The 19,103-nt window shown below is 72.6% G+C and carries 13 protein-coding genes and 1 tRNA gene; 4 read left to right on the top strand and 10 right to left on the bottom strand.

Annotation, left to right across the window (positions count from 1 at the left end; translation table 11 throughout):
• Positions 1-7: 7 nt before the first annotated feature.
• Positions 8-1,447 carry an FAD-dependent oxidoreductase gene (locus R3E88_08860; protein MEZ4216574.1) on the bottom strand — a complete coding sequence of 480 codons (1,440 nt, stop codon included), beginning with the start codon at positions 1,445-1,447 and terminating at the stop codon, positions 8-10.
• Positions 1,448-1,573: 126 nt separating this feature from the next.
• On the opposite strand from R3E88_08860, the gene R3E88_08855 reads away from it, so the two are divergent.
• Positions 1,574-1,996, top strand: a complete 423-nt coding sequence (locus R3E88_08855; protein MEZ4216573.1) for a secondary thiamine-phosphate synthase enzyme YjbQ — start codon at positions 1,574-1,576, stop codon at positions 1,994-1,996.
• Here R3E88_08855 and R3E88_08850 read toward each other — a convergent pair.
• Positions 1,983-2,420, bottom strand: a complete 438-nt coding sequence (locus tag R3E88_08850; GenBank protein ID MEZ4216572.1) for a hypothetical protein — start codon at positions 2,418-2,420, stop codon at positions 1,983-1,985. The genes R3E88_08855 and R3E88_08850 overlap by 14 nt on opposite strands.
• Before the next feature lie 222 nt (positions 2,421-2,642).
• Here R3E88_08850 and R3E88_08845 point away from each other — a divergent pair, with 222 nt between their 5' ends.
• Together R3E88_08845 and R3E88_08840 are read left to right on the top strand one after the other, a co-directional pair.
• A complete protein-coding gene (locus R3E88_08845) occupies positions 2,643-3,398 on the top strand; it encodes a hypothetical protein (protein MEZ4216571.1) in 756 nt (251 codons plus the stop codon).
• Between the two features lies 1 nt (position 3,399).
• Positions 3,400-3,702: a hypothetical protein gene (locus R3E88_08840; GenBank protein MEZ4216570.1), complete on the top strand. Its 303-nt coding sequence runs from the start codon at positions 3,400-3,402 to the stop codon at positions 3,700-3,702.
• Between the two features lie 49 nt (positions 3,703-3,751).
• Here R3E88_08840 and R3E88_08835 read toward each other — a convergent pair whose 3' ends face one another.
• The gene (locus R3E88_08835; GenBank protein ID MEZ4216569.1) at positions 3,752-4,261 is read right to left on the bottom strand and encodes a cupin domain-containing protein; all 510 of its coding nucleotides are present in this window, start codon (positions 4,259-4,261) and stop codon (positions 3,752-3,754) included.
• Positions 4,262-4,391: 130 nt separating this feature from the next.
• Between R3E88_08835 and R3E88_08830 the strand changes: the two genes are divergently transcribed.
• Positions 4,392-4,562 carry a hypothetical protein gene (locus R3E88_08830; protein MEZ4216568.1) on the top strand — a complete coding sequence of 57 codons (171 nt, stop codon included), beginning with the start codon at positions 4,392-4,394 and terminating at the stop codon, positions 4,560-4,562.
• Positions 4,563-4,999: 437 nt separating this feature from the next.
• Here R3E88_08830 and R3E88_08825 read toward each other — a convergent pair whose 3' ends face one another.
• From R3E88_08825 to serA, 7 genes are all read right to left on the bottom strand, one after another.
• Positions 5,000-8,266, bottom strand: a complete 3,267-nt coding sequence (locus R3E88_08825; protein MEZ4216567.1) for a hypothetical protein — start codon at positions 8,264-8,266, stop codon at positions 5,000-5,002.
• A 710-nt stretch (positions 8,267-8,976) separates the two neighbouring features.
• A tRNA-Lys gene (locus tag R3E88_08820) sits at positions 8,977-9,052 on the bottom strand.
• A 74-nt stretch (positions 9,053-9,126) separates the two neighbouring features.
• Positions 9,127-12,843, bottom strand: a complete 3,717-nt coding sequence (locus tag R3E88_08815) for a hypothetical protein (GenBank protein MEZ4216566.1) — start codon at positions 12,841-12,843, stop codon at positions 9,127-9,129.
• Positions 12,840-15,110, bottom strand: a complete 2,271-nt coding sequence (locus R3E88_08810; GenBank protein ID MEZ4216565.1) for a hypothetical protein — start codon at positions 15,108-15,110, stop codon at positions 12,840-12,842. Before R3E88_08810 ends, R3E88_08815 begins: the two co-directional genes overlap by 4 nt.
• A 245-nt stretch (positions 15,111-15,355) precedes the next feature.
• Positions 15,356-16,048, bottom strand: coding sequence for an endonuclease/exonuclease/phosphatase family protein (locus R3E88_08805; protein ID MEZ4216564.1), 693 nt, complete (start codon positions 16,046-16,048; stop codon positions 15,356-15,358).
• A gap of 98 nt (positions 16,049-16,146) precedes the next feature.
• Complete coding sequence (locus R3E88_08800; GenBank protein ID MEZ4216563.1) at positions 16,147-17,442, bottom strand: adenylosuccinate synthase; 1,296 nt, start codon at positions 17,440-17,442, stop codon at positions 16,147-16,149.
• Positions 17,443-19,014, bottom strand: a complete 1,572-nt coding sequence (serA, locus tag R3E88_08795) for a phosphoglycerate dehydrogenase (GenBank protein ID MEZ4216562.1) — start codon at positions 19,012-19,014, stop codon at positions 17,443-17,445.
• Between the last annotated feature and the right edge of the window lie 89 nt (positions 19,015-19,103).

Genomic DNA, 19,103 nt, shown 5'->3' with positions numbered 1-19,103 from the left:
GCGCGCGCTACCGGCGCGCGGCGGCCGAGCGGCCCGCCGCGCGCCCGAAGAACGTGCCGTCGCCGAGCGAGATGCCGCTCGCATAGCCCGACGCCGCGATGCCCGACGTCGTGCGCCCGGCGGCGAAGAGGCCTGCGACCGGCTCCCCCGCGATCGTGAGCACGCGCCCCTCGACGTCCGTGTGCAGGCCGCCGAGCGTGAAGCCCGCGTAGAGCGCCTCGCCCGTCGCCACGCGGATCGCGCCGAACGGCGGACGCTCGAGCGGGACGACGAACTCGGCGCCCTTGTGGAAGACGGGGTCGCGGCCCGCGCGCGCGTGGCGGTTGTAGAGCTCCATCGTCGCGACGAGCGCGCCGTCGGGCAGGCCGAGCTCGCCTTCGAGCTCCTCGATCGTCTCGGCGACGACGTCCACCTGCATGCCCGCGCGGTTCACCTCGTAGGTCGACTCGTCGTGGATCCAGTAGAAGAGGCCGCCCTGGCGGAAGAGCGCCTCCTGTCCGACGCGCCCGTAGTAGGTGTCCTCGTTGATGAAGCGCTGGCCGAAGCGGTTCACGATGACGCCGCGCACGAGCCGGCGCGGCGGCGTGAGCGGAATGGCGCACTCGCCCGCGTCCATGCGCACGACGGCGCCGCCCGCGCCCTGCCCCATGCGGATGCCGCTGCCGTCGTCGCCGCCCGCGCTGAGGCGCCAGGTGCACGACGCGAGCACGGGCACGTGCGCGGCGAGCATCGCGTCGTTCAGCACGAAGCCGCCCGCCGCGAGCACGACGCCGCGGCGCGCGCGCACCGCGAGCCGCGCGCCGTCGCGCGTCGCGACGACGCCGACGACGGCGCCCGCCGCATCGACGACGAGCGCGCGCGCGAGCGCGTCGACCTCGACGCGCGCGCCGCTCTTCGCGACCGCGTCGACGAGGCAGCGCATCAGGAAGCCGCCCGCGGCGTCCTCGTGCTGCGGCTTGTGTCCGCGCGGCGCGGGCTTCGCGATCTCGGTGAACGGCCACGTGTCCTCGCCGCCCGAGAACACGAGGCAGTCGTCGGTCGGCGCCTCCATGCTCGGCTCGGGGAAGAAGCTGCGCTTGAACGGAACGCCGTGTGCCTCGAGCCAGTGGAAGTGCGCGACCGAGCCGTCGCAGTAGGCGCGCACCTTCGCGGCGTCCGCGTGCGGGCCGCACGCCTCCATGAGGAACGCGTACATCGCATCGGGCGTGTCGTCGTAGCCGCACGCCTGCTGCACGGGCGTGCCGCCGCCGAGGTAGACGAGCCCGCCCGACTGCGCCGACGTCCCGCCCCCGCCGCTCGCGCGCTCGAGCACGACGACGTCGGCACCCGCCTCGCGCGCCTCGATCGCCGCGCACGCACCCGCGCAGCCGAGCCCGACGACGGCGACGTCGGTCTCGAGATCCCAGCTTCCGACGTCGGCCTCGGCGATCGGCTTCTCTTCGTGCATGCGCGCTCCCGGCAGATCGCCGTTGGGTAGCGCGCCGTCGCGGGCGCCGCGACGGGCGCCGCGGCTCGGGCGCCGCTTTCCCGGCCGACGCGCGTCTGCCACGCTCGGCCGCCGGGAGGTGCCGACGTGAAGAGCCACCGGGAGACCCTCACGCTCGAGGTTCCGGCGCGCATGGACTTCGTGAACATCACGCCCGAGGTCGAGCGCGCGGTCGCCGCGAGCGGGGTGCGCGAGGGGCTGTGCCTCGTGAACGCCATGCACATCACCGCGAGCGTCTTCGTGAACGACGACGAGCCCGGGCTGCACGCGGACTACAAGGAGTGGCTCGAGCGGCTCGCGCCCTTCGATCCGAGCCCCGATCGCTACCGCCACAACCGCACCGGCGAGGACAACGGCGACGCGCACCACAAGCGCCAGGTGATGGGCCGCGAGGTGGTCGTCGCGATCACGGACGGCCGGCTCGACTTCGGACCGTGGGAGCAGGTGTTCTACGGCGAGTTCGACGGACGGCGCGCGAAGCGCGTGCTCATCAAGATCATCGGAGAGTGACGGGCGCCTCGCCCGCGACCGCGGTCGCGAGCTCGCCGGCCATGCGGCAGTCCTCGTCGCCGAACAGCCACTCGGCGAGGCCCTCGCCCGAGCGGAAGACGCGCACCTCCCCCGGCCACTGCGCGAGCGAGGCGAGCGAGTCGAACATCCTCGCCATCCCGAAGCCGAGCGCGGACGGGGCGAGGATGGCCGCGCGCGCGGCGAGGTCGCGCCGCCCGCGCATCTGGTGCACGAAGCGGCGGATCGCCTCCGGCGACACCGGGATGGTGACCACGGCGCGGCAGTCCACGAGCTCGACGTAGCCGTCCGGGCTCGGAGCGCGCGGATGGTCGCGCAGGACGACCAGGTCGTCGGTCGTCACCGCGCCGCTGCAGCGCGTGATCGCGAGGCGTCCGTCGCAGTGGAAGACCTTCTCGATGGGCATCGGATCGTCGACTCCTCGGAACGCCGGACGCGCGGCGCAGCTTCGCGAGCGCGCGCCTAGCGTGCCACCTCGCGCGCCGCGGATCGAGCGATCGCACGCCTCGCGTCGGAGCGGGCGCGCCACCGATTCGCATGCCTGGCCCGGAACGGGGCATGTCCCGACCCGGGCGTCCTGCCGAACGGGCGTCGCCGGGACGCCGCATGCACGCATTGGGGGGAAGGCATGATCGGATTGCTCGCACTCGCGATGTTCGTCCTCGTCGGGTCCGCCGTCGGCATCCGGCTCGTCCACACCGCGGCGCTGCGCGGCGGCGGCTCGCCCGCCTGGGCGTGCGGCCTCGGCTTCCTGTTCATCTGCCTCGTCGGCTATCCGCTCTCGGCGGTCTCGGGTGTGGGACTGCGCGCGTGCGGCGACGTCGACCTCGCGCTCGGCGCGGCGGGCCTCGTCTTCACCGCGGCGGGGCTCGCCTCCTTCTACGTCTTCACGCTCGTCGTCTTCCGCCCGCGCGCGCGCTGGGCCTGGGCCTTCGCGCTCGCGGCCATCGCCGGCCTCGGCGCGAGCGCGTTCGGGCAGGTGGGCGCGATCGCCGCCGCACCGCCCGCGATGCCGTCCGGCGAGGCGAGCCAGCTCTGGACGCGCGTGACCGCGGCCCTCTCGCTCACCTGTTATGCGTGGTCGGGCTTCGAGAGCCTGCTCGAGTGGTCGAAGGCGCGCCGCCGCGTCGCGCTCGGCCTCGCCGACCCCGTGGTCGCGAACCGCATCCTGCTCTGGGGCGTGCACGGCGTCGCCGTCACGGCGCTCAACGTCTTCCTGATCGGCCTCAACGTCGCGACCGGCGAGCACATGAGCGAGCACGTCGGGCCCCAGGTGGTGATGGCCGTGTTCGGCCTCGTGTCGAGCGCGACCATCACGCTCGCGTTCTTCCCCACCGAGGCGTGGAAGGCGCGCGTGCGCGCCCGCGTCGCGAGGCCCGCCTGACATGGCCGACTCACCCGCCTTCGAGCTCGTCTGCCGCGAGATCGAGGAGAACAGCTCGCTCGACCGCCTCGAGGCGCGCGGCACCGTGCGCCTCGCGCTGAAGGACGCCGGCCTCGCGGCCGCCACCGTCTCACCCCAGCACATGGAGATCGTCGTCGAGCGCCTGCTGCCCGCCGCGCTCGAAGCGCGCGGCATCGACCGCGCCGACGCGCTCTGCGCGCGGCTCCGCAGCTGCCTGCGCAACGCCGCCGATGCGAGCCGCGCCGCGACGCCGGACGCGATCTTCGAGCGGCTCGGAGGCTAGGCGCGCGAGCGCCGATGCGGCGCGCGGGTCGGCGCCCCGCCGGCCCGCGTCAGCGCGAGGCCGGCGTTCCCAGCATGAGCACCGCCATCACGAGCGGCTCCGCGCCGCGCGGGATCCAGCGGTGCCGCGTCGCGCGCTGCACGAACGCGTCGCCCGCGCGCAGCACGCGCTTCTCGCCGCGGTCGAGCTCGAGCTCGACCTCGCCCGCGAGCACGATGCCGAAGTCGATCGAGTCGGTCGTGTGCATGCCCGGTGCGTCGGCCTCGAGCACGTCGGCGCCCGTGTCGGCCCCCGACGCCGCGCCGCCCTCGCCCGCCGCCGCGCGCTCGAGGTAGCCCGGCACGAGCCGCACGATGCGGAAGCGCGTGTCGCCCGCGCCCGGGAAGAACGGAAAGCCGTCGACGATCGCATCCGCATCCCCGAGCGGCGCACCCGCGCGCGTCACCCACAGCTCCTCGAACCCGCCGCCATCGGGGAACGCCGTGCTCCGGAGCGGCGCGCCGTCGCGCGCGAAGACGGCCTCGCCGTCGGCATCGTTCGCGGTGACGTAGAGCTTCATCGTGCGACCTCCCTCTGCGCGCGCGACGGCGCGGCCCGGCTTCGGTAGCCGCCCGCGCGCCGGTCGTCGAGCGGGCGCGCGAGAGCGGCCCCGCTAAGGAGTTCGCGGCCACCCGCCGACACGGGCCGCCATGCCCACCATCGCCGCCATGCTCGCCGCTTCGCTGATCGGCTGGCTCGTCGAGCCGCCCGTCCGCGCGGTCGCGGGCCCCGGCGCCTCCATCGCGACGAGTCTGCTCGTGAGCGCCGTCGCGTTCGCCATCGCGAAACGCTGGCTCTCCGATCTCCGCGGCGGGCTGTAGGTTCCGCGGCCGGCACGCATCACGTCGACTCGTGCGCGCGATGCGCGCGGGTCGCGCGCAGCATCGCCCCACTCCTCTCTGCGCCATGCAGCGACCCTCTTCTCCCTGGCGGGCCCGCTCGGAGGGGCGCGCTGCGGGGACCTAACGGTCCAGGGAATGGGAGCGGGTCACCGCTGGGTCGCACGCGTCTCCCCCCGGCCGAGATTCTGGGAGCGATCGTGTAGTCGAGATCCGCCCCTCTCGCTCCCGGGACGTGACTCGCCTCTACGGCGAGCCCGCTCGGGTCGATCGCGTGGTCGATGCAATCGCGGCCAAGAACCTCGACTCGTTCACGCATTGCGAGGGGTGTGAGCCGCGACCCACGATGCGAAGCGAAGAGCGAAGAACCCAAGGCCGAGGAAACTCGCGGTTCGAGATGACCGTGGTTGGAGCTGAGGTCACGCCCCCTTCGGACGTCTACAACGTGAATGCGCGGCGAGCGACGCGAGCCCGATCGCCACGAGCATCGATGTCCCCGGCTCGGGCACGATCCGAAGTCGGAAGATGGAATCCGCGCCCCGATCCACGACCTGCGCGAGCCACGCGAGATCCGCCGGAAGCTCGGGTAGGTGTGCGGTCATGGGATCGAACCCGACGAACGTGCTCGCCACGATGAGGTCGAACTCGTCGCCCAGTGCGGGTGCGAATGGATCTGATTCACCCTCGTTCGAGATGAAGTCGACCGTCACGTCGGCAGACGAGAGCGTCGCCACGCCGAGGACTGTCAGCAAATCGCTCTCGACTCCGGGCACAGTACCCCCGAGTTCGAGGACGATCCGGCCCGAGTACGCAACGCTTAGATCACCTTCGATGGTGAGCACGCCGACTCCACCAACGGGGCCGATGGAGAGTGAACCGCCATAGACCAGGAGCTCGTCCGTGAGCATTGCGGTGCCCGCGAGTTCGGCGTCGGCACCATCGAGCCATAGTCGCCTTCCATCGATCGCTCCACCGTCGAGCCGAAACGCGCCACCTATGACGTCGAGGAAGGATCCCGCCCATAGCCCACCCGCACCGACGTGAATCGAAGCCTCCTGCGTTCCGTATTGGCTGATACTGCCCGTCCACGTGGCGCCATCGACGATCTCGATCGTTCCCTCGTTCCGCACGAAGCTGGAGTTCGCAATGCGGCTTCCCTGACCCGAGGCGAGGATCGTCCCTCGGTTTGGGCCGAATCCGCCGAACGAGATGGATCCGCCGTCGCGTGCCTCGAGTCGTCCCGAATTCGTGAATGAGCTGCCGAGCAGGAGGTGCCCCGCCCCGTCTGCTCGCATTGTTCCGAAGTTGTCGACTGCCCCCTGAACTACCGCGATTCCCGGAGCGGCGTCTGCGACGACGACGCCATCGTTGCGGAACGTGCCGACCGTCGTGCTGAATTCCGTGCCGGTCCGCCCAGGGTCGATGCGGAGCGCGCCGCGAAGCGTATGGCTCGCCCCATTCACGATGGCGCCGGTGAGCGAGCTGATCTCATTCCCGCCGACACTCGACGCGACGAGCGCGCCCGTTCCCGCAAGCACGATATCCCCCTCGGTGTGCACCGCGCCGGGCGAGAACGCATCGCCGAGAACGATCGTGCCGTCGTTGTGCACGACACCTGACCCCGGACGCGCAGAACGCACGCCGAACCCGGCGCCGCGCACGTCGAGTGATGCGCCGGAGACCGAGAACACGTCGTTCGCGCCGACGTAGAGCGACTCGACGGCGGCATCGCGATCGAGCGCAACCCGTGCGTCGTCCCCATCACCGCCCTCGATCACGACGTGATAAAGCGTTGCGCCGTCCTCGGTCGGGATCGAACCCTGTGTCGCGCCGCCTGGCGCGTCGAATCGCCAGTGGTCGGCATCGACGAAGTTCCCGGCGCCTCCCGTCCAGCTCGCAGTGACAGGTGCCTTGGCGATGAGCGAGAGCACTTCGCCGGCGGACGTCGAGAGAAGCTCGGGCATCAGGAAGAGGCTGCCGTCGGGGGTCGATGGGGCCTCGATCGCGAGCACGAGCGGCAAGGCCGATGAGATGTGAGGCGCATCGATGAGGTCGAAGACCTGGCCGCGTGCTGCTACGAGATCGGGCGCAACGTGCGCCGCGATGGTTGCACCCGCCGAAAGAGTGACGTTGCCCGTGGCGGCAATGTGGTCGGCTCCAGCGACCGCGATGTCGAACTTCGCCGTCGACTTGTCGCGCAGCGAGAGTGTCCCCAGCACATCGATGCGACCCAGTTCGCCGGGCGCATTCCCAGGTGAGATCGCAGCGGTCCGAGAGAGCACGACGCCGGCCGGTGACGGGAGCATGCTCGGTGTGAAGTCGAGTACGCCACTGCCGGAGATGATGGTCGTAGGCTTGGTCCCCTCGAGCCACAGAAAGCCGCCCGCAACCACGCGACCACCGTCGAGCGCGATCGCGTTCCGCGCCCGCGTCACGCCGTAGGTCAGGTCGAGCACGCCACCATTGCTCAGCGTGATCGTCCCATCTCCAGCGGGCGAAAGACCCGCGACAGTGAGCACTGCGCTGTCGGCGATCTCGACGTCTCCGTCCGCAAAGAGCAAGTAGGCGCGCGCGAGCGTGTCGGCTCCCGTCGCGACGAAGCGGCCGAAGCGCTCGACCGCAAGGGAGCGGGTATCGAGCGTGCCACCCGCTTCGACGGAGACGAATCCGGAAGAGGTCGAGGTGATGTCGTCGGCTATGAGCACCGCAGCCTGGTCGACGGCCAAGAGCCCGCGATTCGTGACGGCGCCACGCAGAACGAGGGGCGCGCCCACGCTGGCGCGAATCGTCCCGAAGTTGTTCAGTGAGAGCGTGCCGACGTCGAGGAACCCACTACCTTGAATCGTGTGTCCACTCGCGTTCGTTATCGCGAGGTCGTCTCCCGAGCCGATGCGCGACGAGCCATCGTTCGAGAGTGCGAGCGTACCCGACCCGAGCAACGCGAGCGTGCCGTCACCGACGATGGAGCCACCGCCTTCGAGCCGTACGACGCCGTCGTTGGTGAGCTCTCGACCGCCCGGACGCCCGGCCCCGCGCAGATCGAGGTCGCCACCTGCGCCGATTGCGAGCTCACTGCCCATTCCGACGAACAGGCTGTCGACCGCGGCTCTCGAGCCGAGCGCGACATACGCGGTGGTGTCGATCGACGCAGCAAAGAGTGTGGAATCGTCTTCGGACGGACTCCCCGAACTTCCCGGACCGGCCACGCCGCCGAAAAGCCAGAGGCTTGCATCCTCCCACGCGCCGGCACCACCCTTCCAGTTCGCGGCGATTCGGTCTTTCACGCGAACGACGAGACGCTCAGCTCCCGTAGCAGTGCCCGCGCTCGGCTCGATAGTGGGGACGAAGAAGCGATTGGCGGAAGGAGTGAAGCTGCGCAGCACATTGGCGAGAGGACCATCAACTACGATTCCGCCGTCTGCCTGGAGCAACTCGTAGGCGTCGCCGCGCGCAACCGTGGCGCCGGGCTCGAACGACAGGTCGAAGATTGCTCCCTTCAAGATCTCGGCGATGCCCGTCGCTGTGATGCGATCGACGGCTGGTGGCGACGCACCGAAAATCTCGCTCTCGACGCGCGAATTCACCGCAATCAGGAGGTCGCCGGTGATCGCGATCTCACCCAGCGCGTCGCTTCCGCCTGGGCGGATAACACCACTCAGCGTCGTCGTCGCCGGTGCGGTGCTCACGAGAGCAACGATCGCGATCTGAACGTACGCGCAGACGACGAAGGTCCGAGACGCTCGCGTCATGTCGTGATCGCCCCACCCCTGTGCCACCGCGTCCGGCGACTATCCGCTCGGTGCAGTAGCCCTCGGTCGGGAAGTGGTCGGGAGGCGACACATGTGGCAGAGAATCGACGTGGAGCGGGAGTTTGGATTCTGACGCCAGCTCGCCGAGTCTGCTAAGCGCGAGAGCATCGACTTCGACAGCCGCTAGGGAATCGACCGGCGCTCACGTCTCGTCGCTAGGCAGTTCTGGATTCCGGTGACCCCAACCACAAGTCCGCTCGTCTCGGAGCGAGAGTTTGCTCGGTCTTGGGCTCTTCCGTCGTCTGTTCCGTTCGTGAGCTGCTACCGCCTAGGCCGCGAGCCGCTCTTGCGCGGATGTATCCGACGTAGGGCCTACGAACCAACTATGCGGGCACACTCCCGGAGGTGCATCTTCGCGTCGCTTCACATAGCGCGCGGCACGAACATCCTATGGATGCAGCGAACGGGCGGATGGAAGTCAGCGAAGGTCTTGCTCGACGTGTACGCGCACTTCGTTCCGAACGAGCCCGTCGACTGCGCGGCCGACATCTCGGCCGGCGACGGCCCGAAACGGCCCGCTGCCCGCTCGGCCATCGGCCACGTGGGGAGCCACAACCTGGAAAGGCGAGGAATCCCGCTCTCTTCGATGGTGGGCCCACGGGGAGTCGAACCCCGGACCGATGGATTAAAAGTCCACTGCTCTACCAGCTGAGCTATGGGCCCGCGAGTCAGGTACCACCGGGCCCTGTCGGTGTCCACCGCGCGCGCGGGCCTTGCGGTCGCGTGTGCGGCGCGCGCTAGTCGCGGGCGGCGCTCGCGGCGGGCGGTGGTGCGAGGGCGTCGCGCGCCCAGTCGAGCTGCTTCCACTGCTCTTCGGCGTCGCGGGGGAAGAGGCGGTAGTCGGTCGGGCGGGTGCGGAGCGCGGCGTCGCCGATGCGGCCGACGAGGTCGCGGCGCTCGGGCAGGTTGTGCTCGTCTTCGAAGGCCTTGTGGAAGCGCGCCTCGAGGAGCGCGTCGCCGCTCGCGGCGAGCGCGTCGAAGCCGGCGGCGTCGAGGAGGGCGACGACGACCACGGGGTCGAACGTGCCGTCGTGGGTGCGCGTGGCGCGGAAGAGCACGTCGGCGATGCGGCGGACGCGCGCGGTGTCGTCGCGGGACGCGCAGCCGCGGGCGAGCGCGCGGAGTGCGGCGTCGAGCGCGCGGATGCGCTCGCGCTCGCCCGAGACGTGCGCGCGCCGCGCGACCATGCGGCGCTTCGGGTCGGCGTCGTGGAGGCGCGCGCGCGCGTGGCGGACGGCGCGCGCGTCGGCGCCGAGCGCGCGGCCGAGCGAGGCGAACGCGGCGTCGGCGTCCGCGGTGCAGAGCGCGTCGAGCGCGCGCGCGTCGAGGTGGAGGTCGGCCGTCGCCTTCATGCGGCCCCAGATGCCGTCGCGCTCGCCCGACACCTCCCAGTCCTCGGCGCGGAAGCCGGGCGCGACGAAGTCGCGGCCGGGAGCGAGCGCGCGCAGGAATCCGTAGGCGGCGTCGAGCTCGTCGCTGTGCGCGAGCAGGTCGTCGATGCGCCACTCGAGCGCGACGTGCGGCGCGCGCAGCGCGCCGCCCTCGCCCCGGCGGGCCGCGCCGCGCGCGTCCCCGTCGCCGTCGGCGGGCGCGCGCTCGGCCGACGCGCGCACCTCGAGGACGCGCTCCTCGCCGTTGTCGAGGAAGGCCCAGCTCGTCGCGCGCCGGCGCTCGTGCGACCACTGCGCGCGCGGGCCGCGGGGCCCGTCGACGGCGACGTCGGCCGCGCGCGCCTGCGCGTCGACGCTCGCGACGAGGAAGCCGAGCCAGCCGCGGCGCGTGCTCGCGCGCGCGCCGAGGCGGGCCGGTGGGCCGGCGGCGATGCGCTCGATCTCGGCGAGGTCGTTCGCGCGCACGATGCGGTCGAGGACGCTCGCGCGCGCATCGCGCGCGGAGGGCGTCGCGAGCTTCGCGGGGTCGAGCCGCCAGGCGCGGCCCTCGACGCCGCCCGCGCGCCGGTCGAGCTTCGCGAACGGGATGTCGAGCACGCCGAGCCGCGCGAAGGCGCGCGCGCTCGTCTCCCACGTGCGCGGGCTCTCGCGGTACACGATCGGCGCCGCGTCGCGCGCATCGACGACGGTGCGCTCGCGCGCGACCCACGCGTGCGCGGCGTCGCCACCGCCCGTGAGCTCGATGTCGTCGGCGCTGCGCACGCGCGCGCCGACGCGCCAGGCGTGCTCGCGCACGAGCACGTAGTGCTCGGGCAGCGCGCCGCGCGCGGCGTCGCGCCAGACGAGCAACGGCAGCAGGCACGGCGGCGCGTCGATCCCCTCGCGCCGCGAGGGCACGGGAAACGCGATCGAGACGGTGCGCTCGAAGCCGCCCTCGGCGAAGCCCGTGTGCCCGGCGCCCGCGCGGAAGCCGAGCCGCAGCGTGTCCTGCACGAGGTACTGGTCGAAGCGGCCCTCGGGCGCGGGGTTCGCCATCACGCGCCGCGCGACCTTCAGCACGAGCTCGGGCGCGATGCGCCACTCGTCGCGGATCTCGAACGTCCCCGGGTCGATCTCGTCGACCGCGGCGACGCCCGCCTGCAGTGCGCGCTTCGCCGCGTCGCCGAGGTACTGGAAGACGGGCACGAACACGTCGCGGTGGTGGTGGAGGTAGTCGTTCGGCGTCTCGTCGGGGAAGCGGCCCTGCACGACGTGCCCGTCGACGACGCTGCCGTCCCCGGTCGTGAGGTGGCGGTCGACGGGGAGCATCGGGAACTCGTCCTCGAGGCCGAACACGCGCACGAACTGGTTGCGGCGGCTCACGAGCTTCTCGACGTAGAGGTCGCCGATGCCGCCCGGGTAGCGCCCGAGCGCGACGGCCGCCTCGATCTGCGCGCGCGAGAGGCGCGCGATGCGGCGCGCCATCCACTTCGCGTCCGCCCACGTCGTCATCCACTCGAGACCGGCCTGCTGGAGGTTCATGTAGTTGAGCTCGGTGCGACCGCGCACGAAGCCGAAGAGGCGCGACCACCAGCTCGACTCGATGGCCTCCCAGGGAAACACCTCGGGCCGCTCGGGCAGCACGATGCCGAACGCGTGCCCGATGTCCTGCTGCGTCAGGTACGTGTGCGTCGCGCCGCTCTCGTCGGTGCGCAGCGAGAGCTTGTTGTTCTCCTCGTCCTTCATGTCCGCGTTCGCGATCCAGACGTTGAAGAGCCCGAGCCCGCGCGCCTCGCGCGCCGTCGACGCCATGCCCTCGCTGAACGGCCACATGCCGATGCGGTCGATGTCCTTCGGCTTGTACTCGGCGACGGCGGCCTGGAACACGACGTACTCGCCGCGCTCGTCGCGGCCGTGCCCGGCCGCGCCGGGGAGCAGCACCGAGCGCAGCGGGATGAACGTGTGCAGGCGCTGGAGGTCGAAGTAGGCCGTCCACTCCTTGTCGAGCTCCTCGAACGGGAAGTCGCCGAGGTCGACGCGCACGTGGCGCAGGTGCTCGGCGAGGTCGGCGTTGTAGCCGAGCCCGGCGAGCAGCGCGTTCGCGACCGGGTCGGCGTGCGTCTCCATGCCGAACTTGAGCTTGTAGTCGCGCGCGCAGTCGCCCTGCTCCTTCGCCGGGCGCGCGCGGCACGCGGCGTCCTTCCACGTGACGTCGATCTTCGGCTTGCTCTGCGTGAGGTGCATGCCGTCGAAGTCGAACGTCGCGCCGTCGCCGGGGAAGACGGCGCGCTCGCCGTGCAGCACGGGCGGGCCGCCGCCGAGGTAGTGGTCGACGATGTCGAGGCCGGCCGGATCGAGCGCGCGCCAGAACGGCGACTCCGCGGGCGGGTCGAGCGTCGAGAGGTCGACGCCCTCGCGCACGAGCCGCGCGAGGCCCTCCGGCGTGTAGAAGCGGCCGGTCGCCGGGTCGACGAGGTTGCCGGCCTCGCTCGCGGCCTCGCGCGCACGCTGCCCCGTCGGCAGGCTCCAGTCGAACGCGATGTTCCAGAGATGGATCGGGATCTCGATGCTGCCGAGCGACTCGGCGTACGAGCGCGTCGCGTAGTCGACCATGTAGAGCTCGGCGGCGAGCGCGTACTGGCGCGGCCGGTCGGGCTCGCGCGCGAGCGCATCGAGGAGCGCGCGCGCGTGGCGCAGCGCGACGGCCGTGTCGCGCGACGCGGCGCGCTTGCGCGCGGACTTCGCGCTGCGACCGCCGTCGAGCTCCTCGTAGCGCGCGACGTGCACGAGCGCGAAGCGCAGCTTGCGCTCGAGCGTCTCGCGCCAGGTCGCGAGCTTCGCCGGGTCGGGCGCGCCGGTCTCGGGGTCGAAGAAGAGCGCGTCGAGCTCGGCGCGGAACGGCGGGCCGTACGGGATCGCGCTCGTCGCGGCGAGCGCGTGCGGCGGCGACGCGCCCGCCGGATCGGCCGCGGCGGCCGCCGCGGCGCGCGGCGCCATCGCGCCGAACGCCGCCAGGGCGAGCGCGAGCCCCGCGCACGCGGCGAGCGCCGCGCCGACCCGGACGCCGCTCCCGACGCCCGTCACTTCCGCATGTATCCGTGCTTGTAGAGCTTCTCGACGTCGACGTCCTCGGCCGCCTGCACGTCGCCGTCGATCACGACGCGGCTGCCGAGCTGCGCCACCGCGGGGCGCCCGATCTTCTCCATCGCGACGCCGCGCGCCTCGAGCTGCGCGCCGCCGTACTCCGCCTTCTTCGTGTAGGCCATGAGCGCGACGTGCGTGACGCGCGAGACGCGCGAGTCCTCGATCAGCGCGATCGAGCCGTCCTTGCTCGCGACCGCGGTGCCGACCGAGTCGATCGCGACGTCGCGCGCGACGAGCTTGCTGCGCTCGCCGACGGAGATCGCCTTGTCGCGCACGTTCGCGATGCCCGTGCCCTCGACGCTGATCTCGGCGCCGCTCACGTCGATCGCGTCGCCCCCGATGCCCGCGAAGCGCCCGCCGGCGATCGAGCCCGAGGCGAAGTCGCAGTCGAGCGCGTCCGAGCGCGTATCGATCACCTCGACGTCGTCGAGCGCGAAGCGCGTGCGGATCAGGTTGATCGCGTCCTCGGCGACGGTCCCGATCACGCGCACGTGCGCGGCGCGCAGCTCGGCGGCCCGCACCGTGAACCCGCCCGTCAGCACCCAGCCCGCGCGGTCGATGCCCTTCGTGTTGCGCACGACGACGTGCTCGAGCTCGTGCGGGCGCGGCGATGCGAGCGCGACGACGCCCTGCCACGTCCCGGCCGTGCCGTCCCTGCGGATGCGGCCCTCGAGCACGACCGGCGCCTCGGCGCTCCCGCGCAGCTCGAGCGGGCCGCGCGCGACGAGCAGCCCGCGCTCCTCGAAGCGCAGCGTCGTGCCCGGCCCCGCGCGCAGGCCGGCGCCGTCGGGCAGCACGAGCGCGTCCTTCACGTCGTGCGCGCCGGGCGCGACATCGAACGCCTGCGCGGCCTCGTTCCAGGCGAGGAAGGGATGGGCGGCGAGCGCCTCGGCGCGCGTCGCGCGCGGGACGGGGCTGCGCACCGGCGGGCGCCCGACCGCGGCCGCCACCTGCGCCCCGACCTCCATCGCCTCGGCCGCCGGCCGCTCGACGCGCGCCTGCACGAGCGCGCGCGCGCGCGTCGCGATCGGCTCGAGCGCGAGCGGCGCGGCCTCGGCGCGATCCGCGCGGAGCGCGCGCACGAGCGGCCCCTCCTCGGCGCGCAGCCAGCCGGCGAGCGCGCCGCTGCGCGCCTCGCCGGCGATGCGATGCAGGTGCGCCTCGAACGCGGCGCGCAGCTCGTCGTCGCGCAGCAGCGCGCGCGGCCACGCCTCGGACGTCGCGACGAGCCCGTCCTCGAGGAAGAGCGCGGGCGGGCTCACTGCGTTCGCGACGGGCTCGAGCCGCATCGTGACGGGGTTCAGGTAGAAGCGCAGGTTCGGCCAGCGCACGGTGTCGACGGCGCGCCACAGCTCGCAGACCGCGAGGAAGCGCGCGGCGAGGTCGACGTCGAACACCTCGCGCGCGTCGAGCGCGCCGGCGAGGAAGCCGTCGAGGAGCCCCACCGCGAGCGCGCGCTGCTGGTCGCGCGTCTTCGACGACTTGCCGCTCCCCGGCTCGAGCACGAGCGAGCGCGCGAGGAAGTCGTCGGGCAGGCGCGCGAGCCCGGGTGCGTCGGAGGCGTCGTCGCCGCCGTCCTCGAAGCGCAGGATGGCGCCTTCGCGGCGCTCCTGCGCCTCGATCATCTTCTTGCCGAGCTGCTCCTGCAGCTTCATGAGCCCCAGGCTCTCGCCGTTCAGCGCGACGCGCACGAAGAAGACGCGCGGCGCGACGATGCCCTCGCGGCGCAGGTGCTCGGCCATCAGGATCTCGGCCTGGTAGCCGTTGATCGCGGGCGCGCGCAGCGAGAAGCGATCGACGCCGAACAGGTACTCGTCGCCGCGCACGTCGACGCGCAGCGGCCAGTGGCTGCCCTCGAGACGCTCGCTCCAGTCGTCGAGCATCTCGACGCGCACGTCGACCGTGTGCCCGAGCGCGGTCGCGCGGCCGGACGCGCGCACGCGCTTCGCCTCGTCCGGCGCGGCCGCGGCCGCCGCACCCGCCGTGCTGCGCCGCGCGAGCTCGCGCTGCAGGGCGTCGACGTCCTCCTTCGCGAGCTCGAGCTCGAGGAGGGGCGCCGGGCCGAGCGGCGAGAGCGCGGCGGCGGCCGGGGCCGCCGGCGCCGCGACCGGCGCCTGCGCGACGGCGATGCTCGGCGCCACCACGGCCCGCCAGCCGAGGGCGAGCGCGAACGGCGCGAGCGCGAGCGCGACGGCGGCCGCGCGCATGCGCGCGGTGCGAGACGGGCTTCGGGACATGGGCTCGGGAGCGCTCTCGTCCTTGCGGCTGCCGCCGCGTGGGCCCCGTCCGTTGGGGGAGGCAGGGGCCGATTCGAGGAGGCGCGCAGTCTATCCCGCACACGCGCGGCAGTCAGGCGACCGCGTGCCCCGGCGCCCCGTGCCCGGTTGCATTCGCCTTGTTTTCGCCTACCGTGCCCCCGCTCGCAGGCCGCCAGGCACTCGAAGGTCGAGGATCAAAGAGAAAGGGAGAGCTCGATGACGATGGCGTCGTGGTCGGATCCGGGGATGGGAACCGTGCGGAACGCGACCGGCGCGAGCCCGCCGACGAAGGCGTGGTCGATGCGCAGCAGCCTCGGCGAGCCCGCCCACGGCCCCCAGGTCGGGCGCGGCGCGCGGCCCTCGGTCTGGGCGACCGCAACCGCGGCGTCCGTCAGGTGGGACGCCATCCGCCGGTACACGGGCCACACGGGCGTCGCGTTGAAGTCGCCGACGAGCACGCGCCGCTCGGCGGGCCGCTCGCGCAGGTAGCGCTCGAGAGCGCGCATCTGCGCGCGGCGCCGCAGCGGGCCGACGCCGTAGGGGCGGATGTGCGGTGCGGCGACGTGGACGGAGGCGAGCTCGAGCGGCCCGGGAAGGCCCGGCCAGTCGGCGGGTGCGAGCCGCGCGACGCGCAGGTCGCGGTAGGGCATGGCGACCGACTCGAACGCAGCCGGGCTGCGCAGCGCGATGCCGGTGCCGTCCGCGCCGGCGGACGGGGCGAGCAGGCCGTGCGGCAGCACCTCGGCGATCGCCTCGGCCTGCTCGAACCCGAGCTCCTGACAGCCGATCGCGTCGATCTCGAGGTGGCGCAGCGTCGCGACCAGTGCGTCGGGGTCCGCCCTTCCCCACCACAGGTTCGCGGACATCACGCGCAGCCGGTCGCCCACTCGAACCCCTCCGTCCGTGTCCGCCGCCCGCGCGGGCGCGCCCGCGGCGCGGCTCCGATCGACGCCCGCGCGCGGCGACTTGAACGGCGCGCCGCGCGCTAGCGACCGAACGGGTCGACGAGCGTGATCGTCGCGTCGCGGCCCGGCCCCACGGACAGGAACGAGACCTGGACGTCGACGAGGCGCTCGATCGCCTCGACGTAGCGCCGCGCGTTGTCCGGGAGCTCGGCGAACGACGTCGCGCGCGAGAGGTCTTCCGTCCAGCCTGGAAAGGTCTCGTACACGGGCTCGGCGCGCTCGACCTCGTCGAGCGTCATCGGGAAGTGGCGCACGAGCTTGCCGTCGATGCGGTACTGCGTGGCGACGGCGACCTCGTCGAAGCCCGAGAGCACGTCGATCTTCATCACCGCGAGGTCGGTGATGCCGTTCACGATCACGGCCTCGCGCAGCATCACGACGTCGAGCCAGCCGCAGCGGCGCGGGCGGCCCGTCGTGGCGCCGAACTCGGCGCCCACCGTGCGCAGCCGGTCGCCCGTCGCGTCCGTCAGCTCCGTCGGGAACGGGCCGCCGCCGACGCGCGTCGTGTAGGCCTTCGTGATACCGAGGACGCGGTCGATCTTCGTCGGCCCGATGCCCGAGCCCGCGCACACCGCGCCCGCCACGCAGTTCGACGAGGTGACGTACGGGTACGTGCCGTGGTCGATGTCGAGGAACGTGCCCTGCGCGCCCTCGAAGAGCACGCTCTTCCCGGCGCGCAGCGCCTCGTCGAGGATGTGCGCGGTGTGGTCGACGTACGGCTCGAGCCGCCGGCCGAGCTCGACGCACGTGTCGAAGAGCCGGCCCACGTCGACGGGCGGCCAGCCGTAGATGCGCTCGAGCTCGAAGTTCTTGAGCTCGGCGATGTCGGCGAGCTTGTCGCGCAGCGACGACGGGTGGAGGAGGTCGGCGACGCGCACGCCGCGCCGTGCCACCTTGTCCTCGTAGGTCGGGCCGATGCCGCGCCCGGTCGTCCCGATCGCCTTGCCCTTCGCGCGCTCCTCGCGCGCCTTGTCGAGCGCGGTGTGCCACTCGAGGATGACGTGCGCACGGCCCGAGAGGCGCAGGCGCGCCGGGTCCTGGAGCACGCCGCGCTCGGTGAGCCGGTCGATCTCGCCGAGCAGCACGACCGGGTCGACGACGACGCCCGGGCCGATCAGGTTCACCTTGCCCGGGTGCAGGATGCCCGAGGGCACCACGTGCAGGACCGTCTGCTCGCCGTTCACGACGAGCGTGTGGCCGGCGTTGTTGCCGCCCTGGAAGCGCGCGACGAGGTCGGCGCGCGGGGCGAGCCAGTCGATGATCTTGCCCTTGCCCTCGTCGCCCCACTGCGCACCGACGCCGACGACGGTCGCCATCTAGAGCTCCACGAGCTGCGCGGAGATGACGTGCGGCAGCGCGCGCAGCTGCTCGAGCACGCTCTCGGGCGGGCTCTGGTCGACGTTGACGAGCATCGCGGCCTCTTGGCGCTCGCGCACGAGCGCGAGCTGCATGCGCGAGATGTTGATGCCCGCCTCGCCGAGCATCGTGCCGACGGTGCCGACGACGCCGGGCTGGTCGTGGTTGAACACGAGCAGCGTCGAGCCCTCCGGAATCGCCTCGAGCATGAAGTCGTCGATGCGCACGATGCGCGGCTGCCCGCCGTGGAAGACGGCGCCCGCGATCAGCCGATCGAGGCAGCCCTTCACGCGGACGGTCACCGTGCTCGCGAAGTCCTGGCGACGGCTCGCCTTGCTCTCGAGCACCTTGATACCGCGGTCCTGCGCGAGCAGCGGCGCGTTCACCATGTTGACGCGGTCGGTCGCCTTCTCGAGCACGCCCTTCAGCACCGCGATCGTGATCGGCGCGACGTCGAGCTCGGCGACGTCGCCCGCGTACTCGACCTCGATCTGGTCGATCGGGCCGGGGCAGAGCTGCCCCTGGAAGCGGCCGAGCTTCTCGGCGAGCTGGAGGTACGGCCGCATCTCGTGCAGCAGGTCCGCCGAGATCGACGGCACGTTCACCGCGTTGCGCACGAGCCCGAGCAGCAGGTAGTCGCGCACCTGCTCGGCGACCGCGATCGACACGTTCACCTGCGCCTGCTCCGTCGACGCGCCGAGGTGCGGCGTGCAGATGACCCTCGGATGCGCGACGAGCGGGTGCCCGGCCGGCGGCGGCTCCTCGACGAACACGTCGAGCGCGGCGCCGCCCACCTGCCCCGACTCGAGCGCCTCGAGCAGCGCGGCCTCGTCGACGATCCCGCCGCGCGCGGCGTTGATCACGAGCACGCCGGGCCGGCACTTCGCGAAGGCGGCGCGGCCGAGCAGGTTCGTCGTGTCCTTCGTCTTCGGGACGTGCACGGTGATCGCGTCGGCGCGCGAGAGCAGCTCGCCGAGGTCGACGAGCTCGATGTCGAAGCGCGCCGCGGCCTCGGCCGACACGAACGGGTCGAACGCGACGACCTTCATGCCGAGCCCCTTGGCCCGCTGCGCGACGATGCGCCCGATGTTCCCGATGCCGAGCACGCCGAGCGTGCGGTTGTAGAGCTCCATGCCCTCGAAGCGCTTCTTCTCCCACTTCCCCGCCTTCATCGAGGCGGTGGCCTGCGGGATGTGGCGCGCGAGCGAGACGAGCAGCGCGATCGCGTGCTCGGCCGTCGTGATGTTGTTGCCCTCGGGCGTGTTCACGACGACGATGCCGCGCTCGGTCGCCGCGGGGACGTCGACGTTGTCGACGCCGATCCCCGCGCGGCCGATCACGCGCAGCTGCGGCGCGGCGGCGATGACCTGCTTCGTCACCTTCGTGCCGCTGCGGACGACGAGCCCCTCCGCGTCGGCGATCGCCGTCAGGACATCGGACGGCTCGGCGACGACGACCTCGAGCCCCGACGACGCGCGGAGCACGTCGAGGCCCTGCTGGGCGAGCGGATCCGTCACGAGAACCTTGGCCACGCTTCGACACCTCGCTTCGGGCACGCGCGCGACGAGCCGCGCCGCGGACGGGCGCGGCCGCGCGCGCGATCGTTCGTCGTGCTCGTCGA

The organism is Myxococcota bacterium, from assembly GCA_041389495.1.
Taxonomy (GTDB): Bacteria; Myxococcota_A; UBA9160; order UBA9160; family UBA4427; genus JAWKRT01.
Note: the sequence above shows the minus strand (reverse complement) of the source record. Positions and strands in the feature narration are given on the sequence as shown.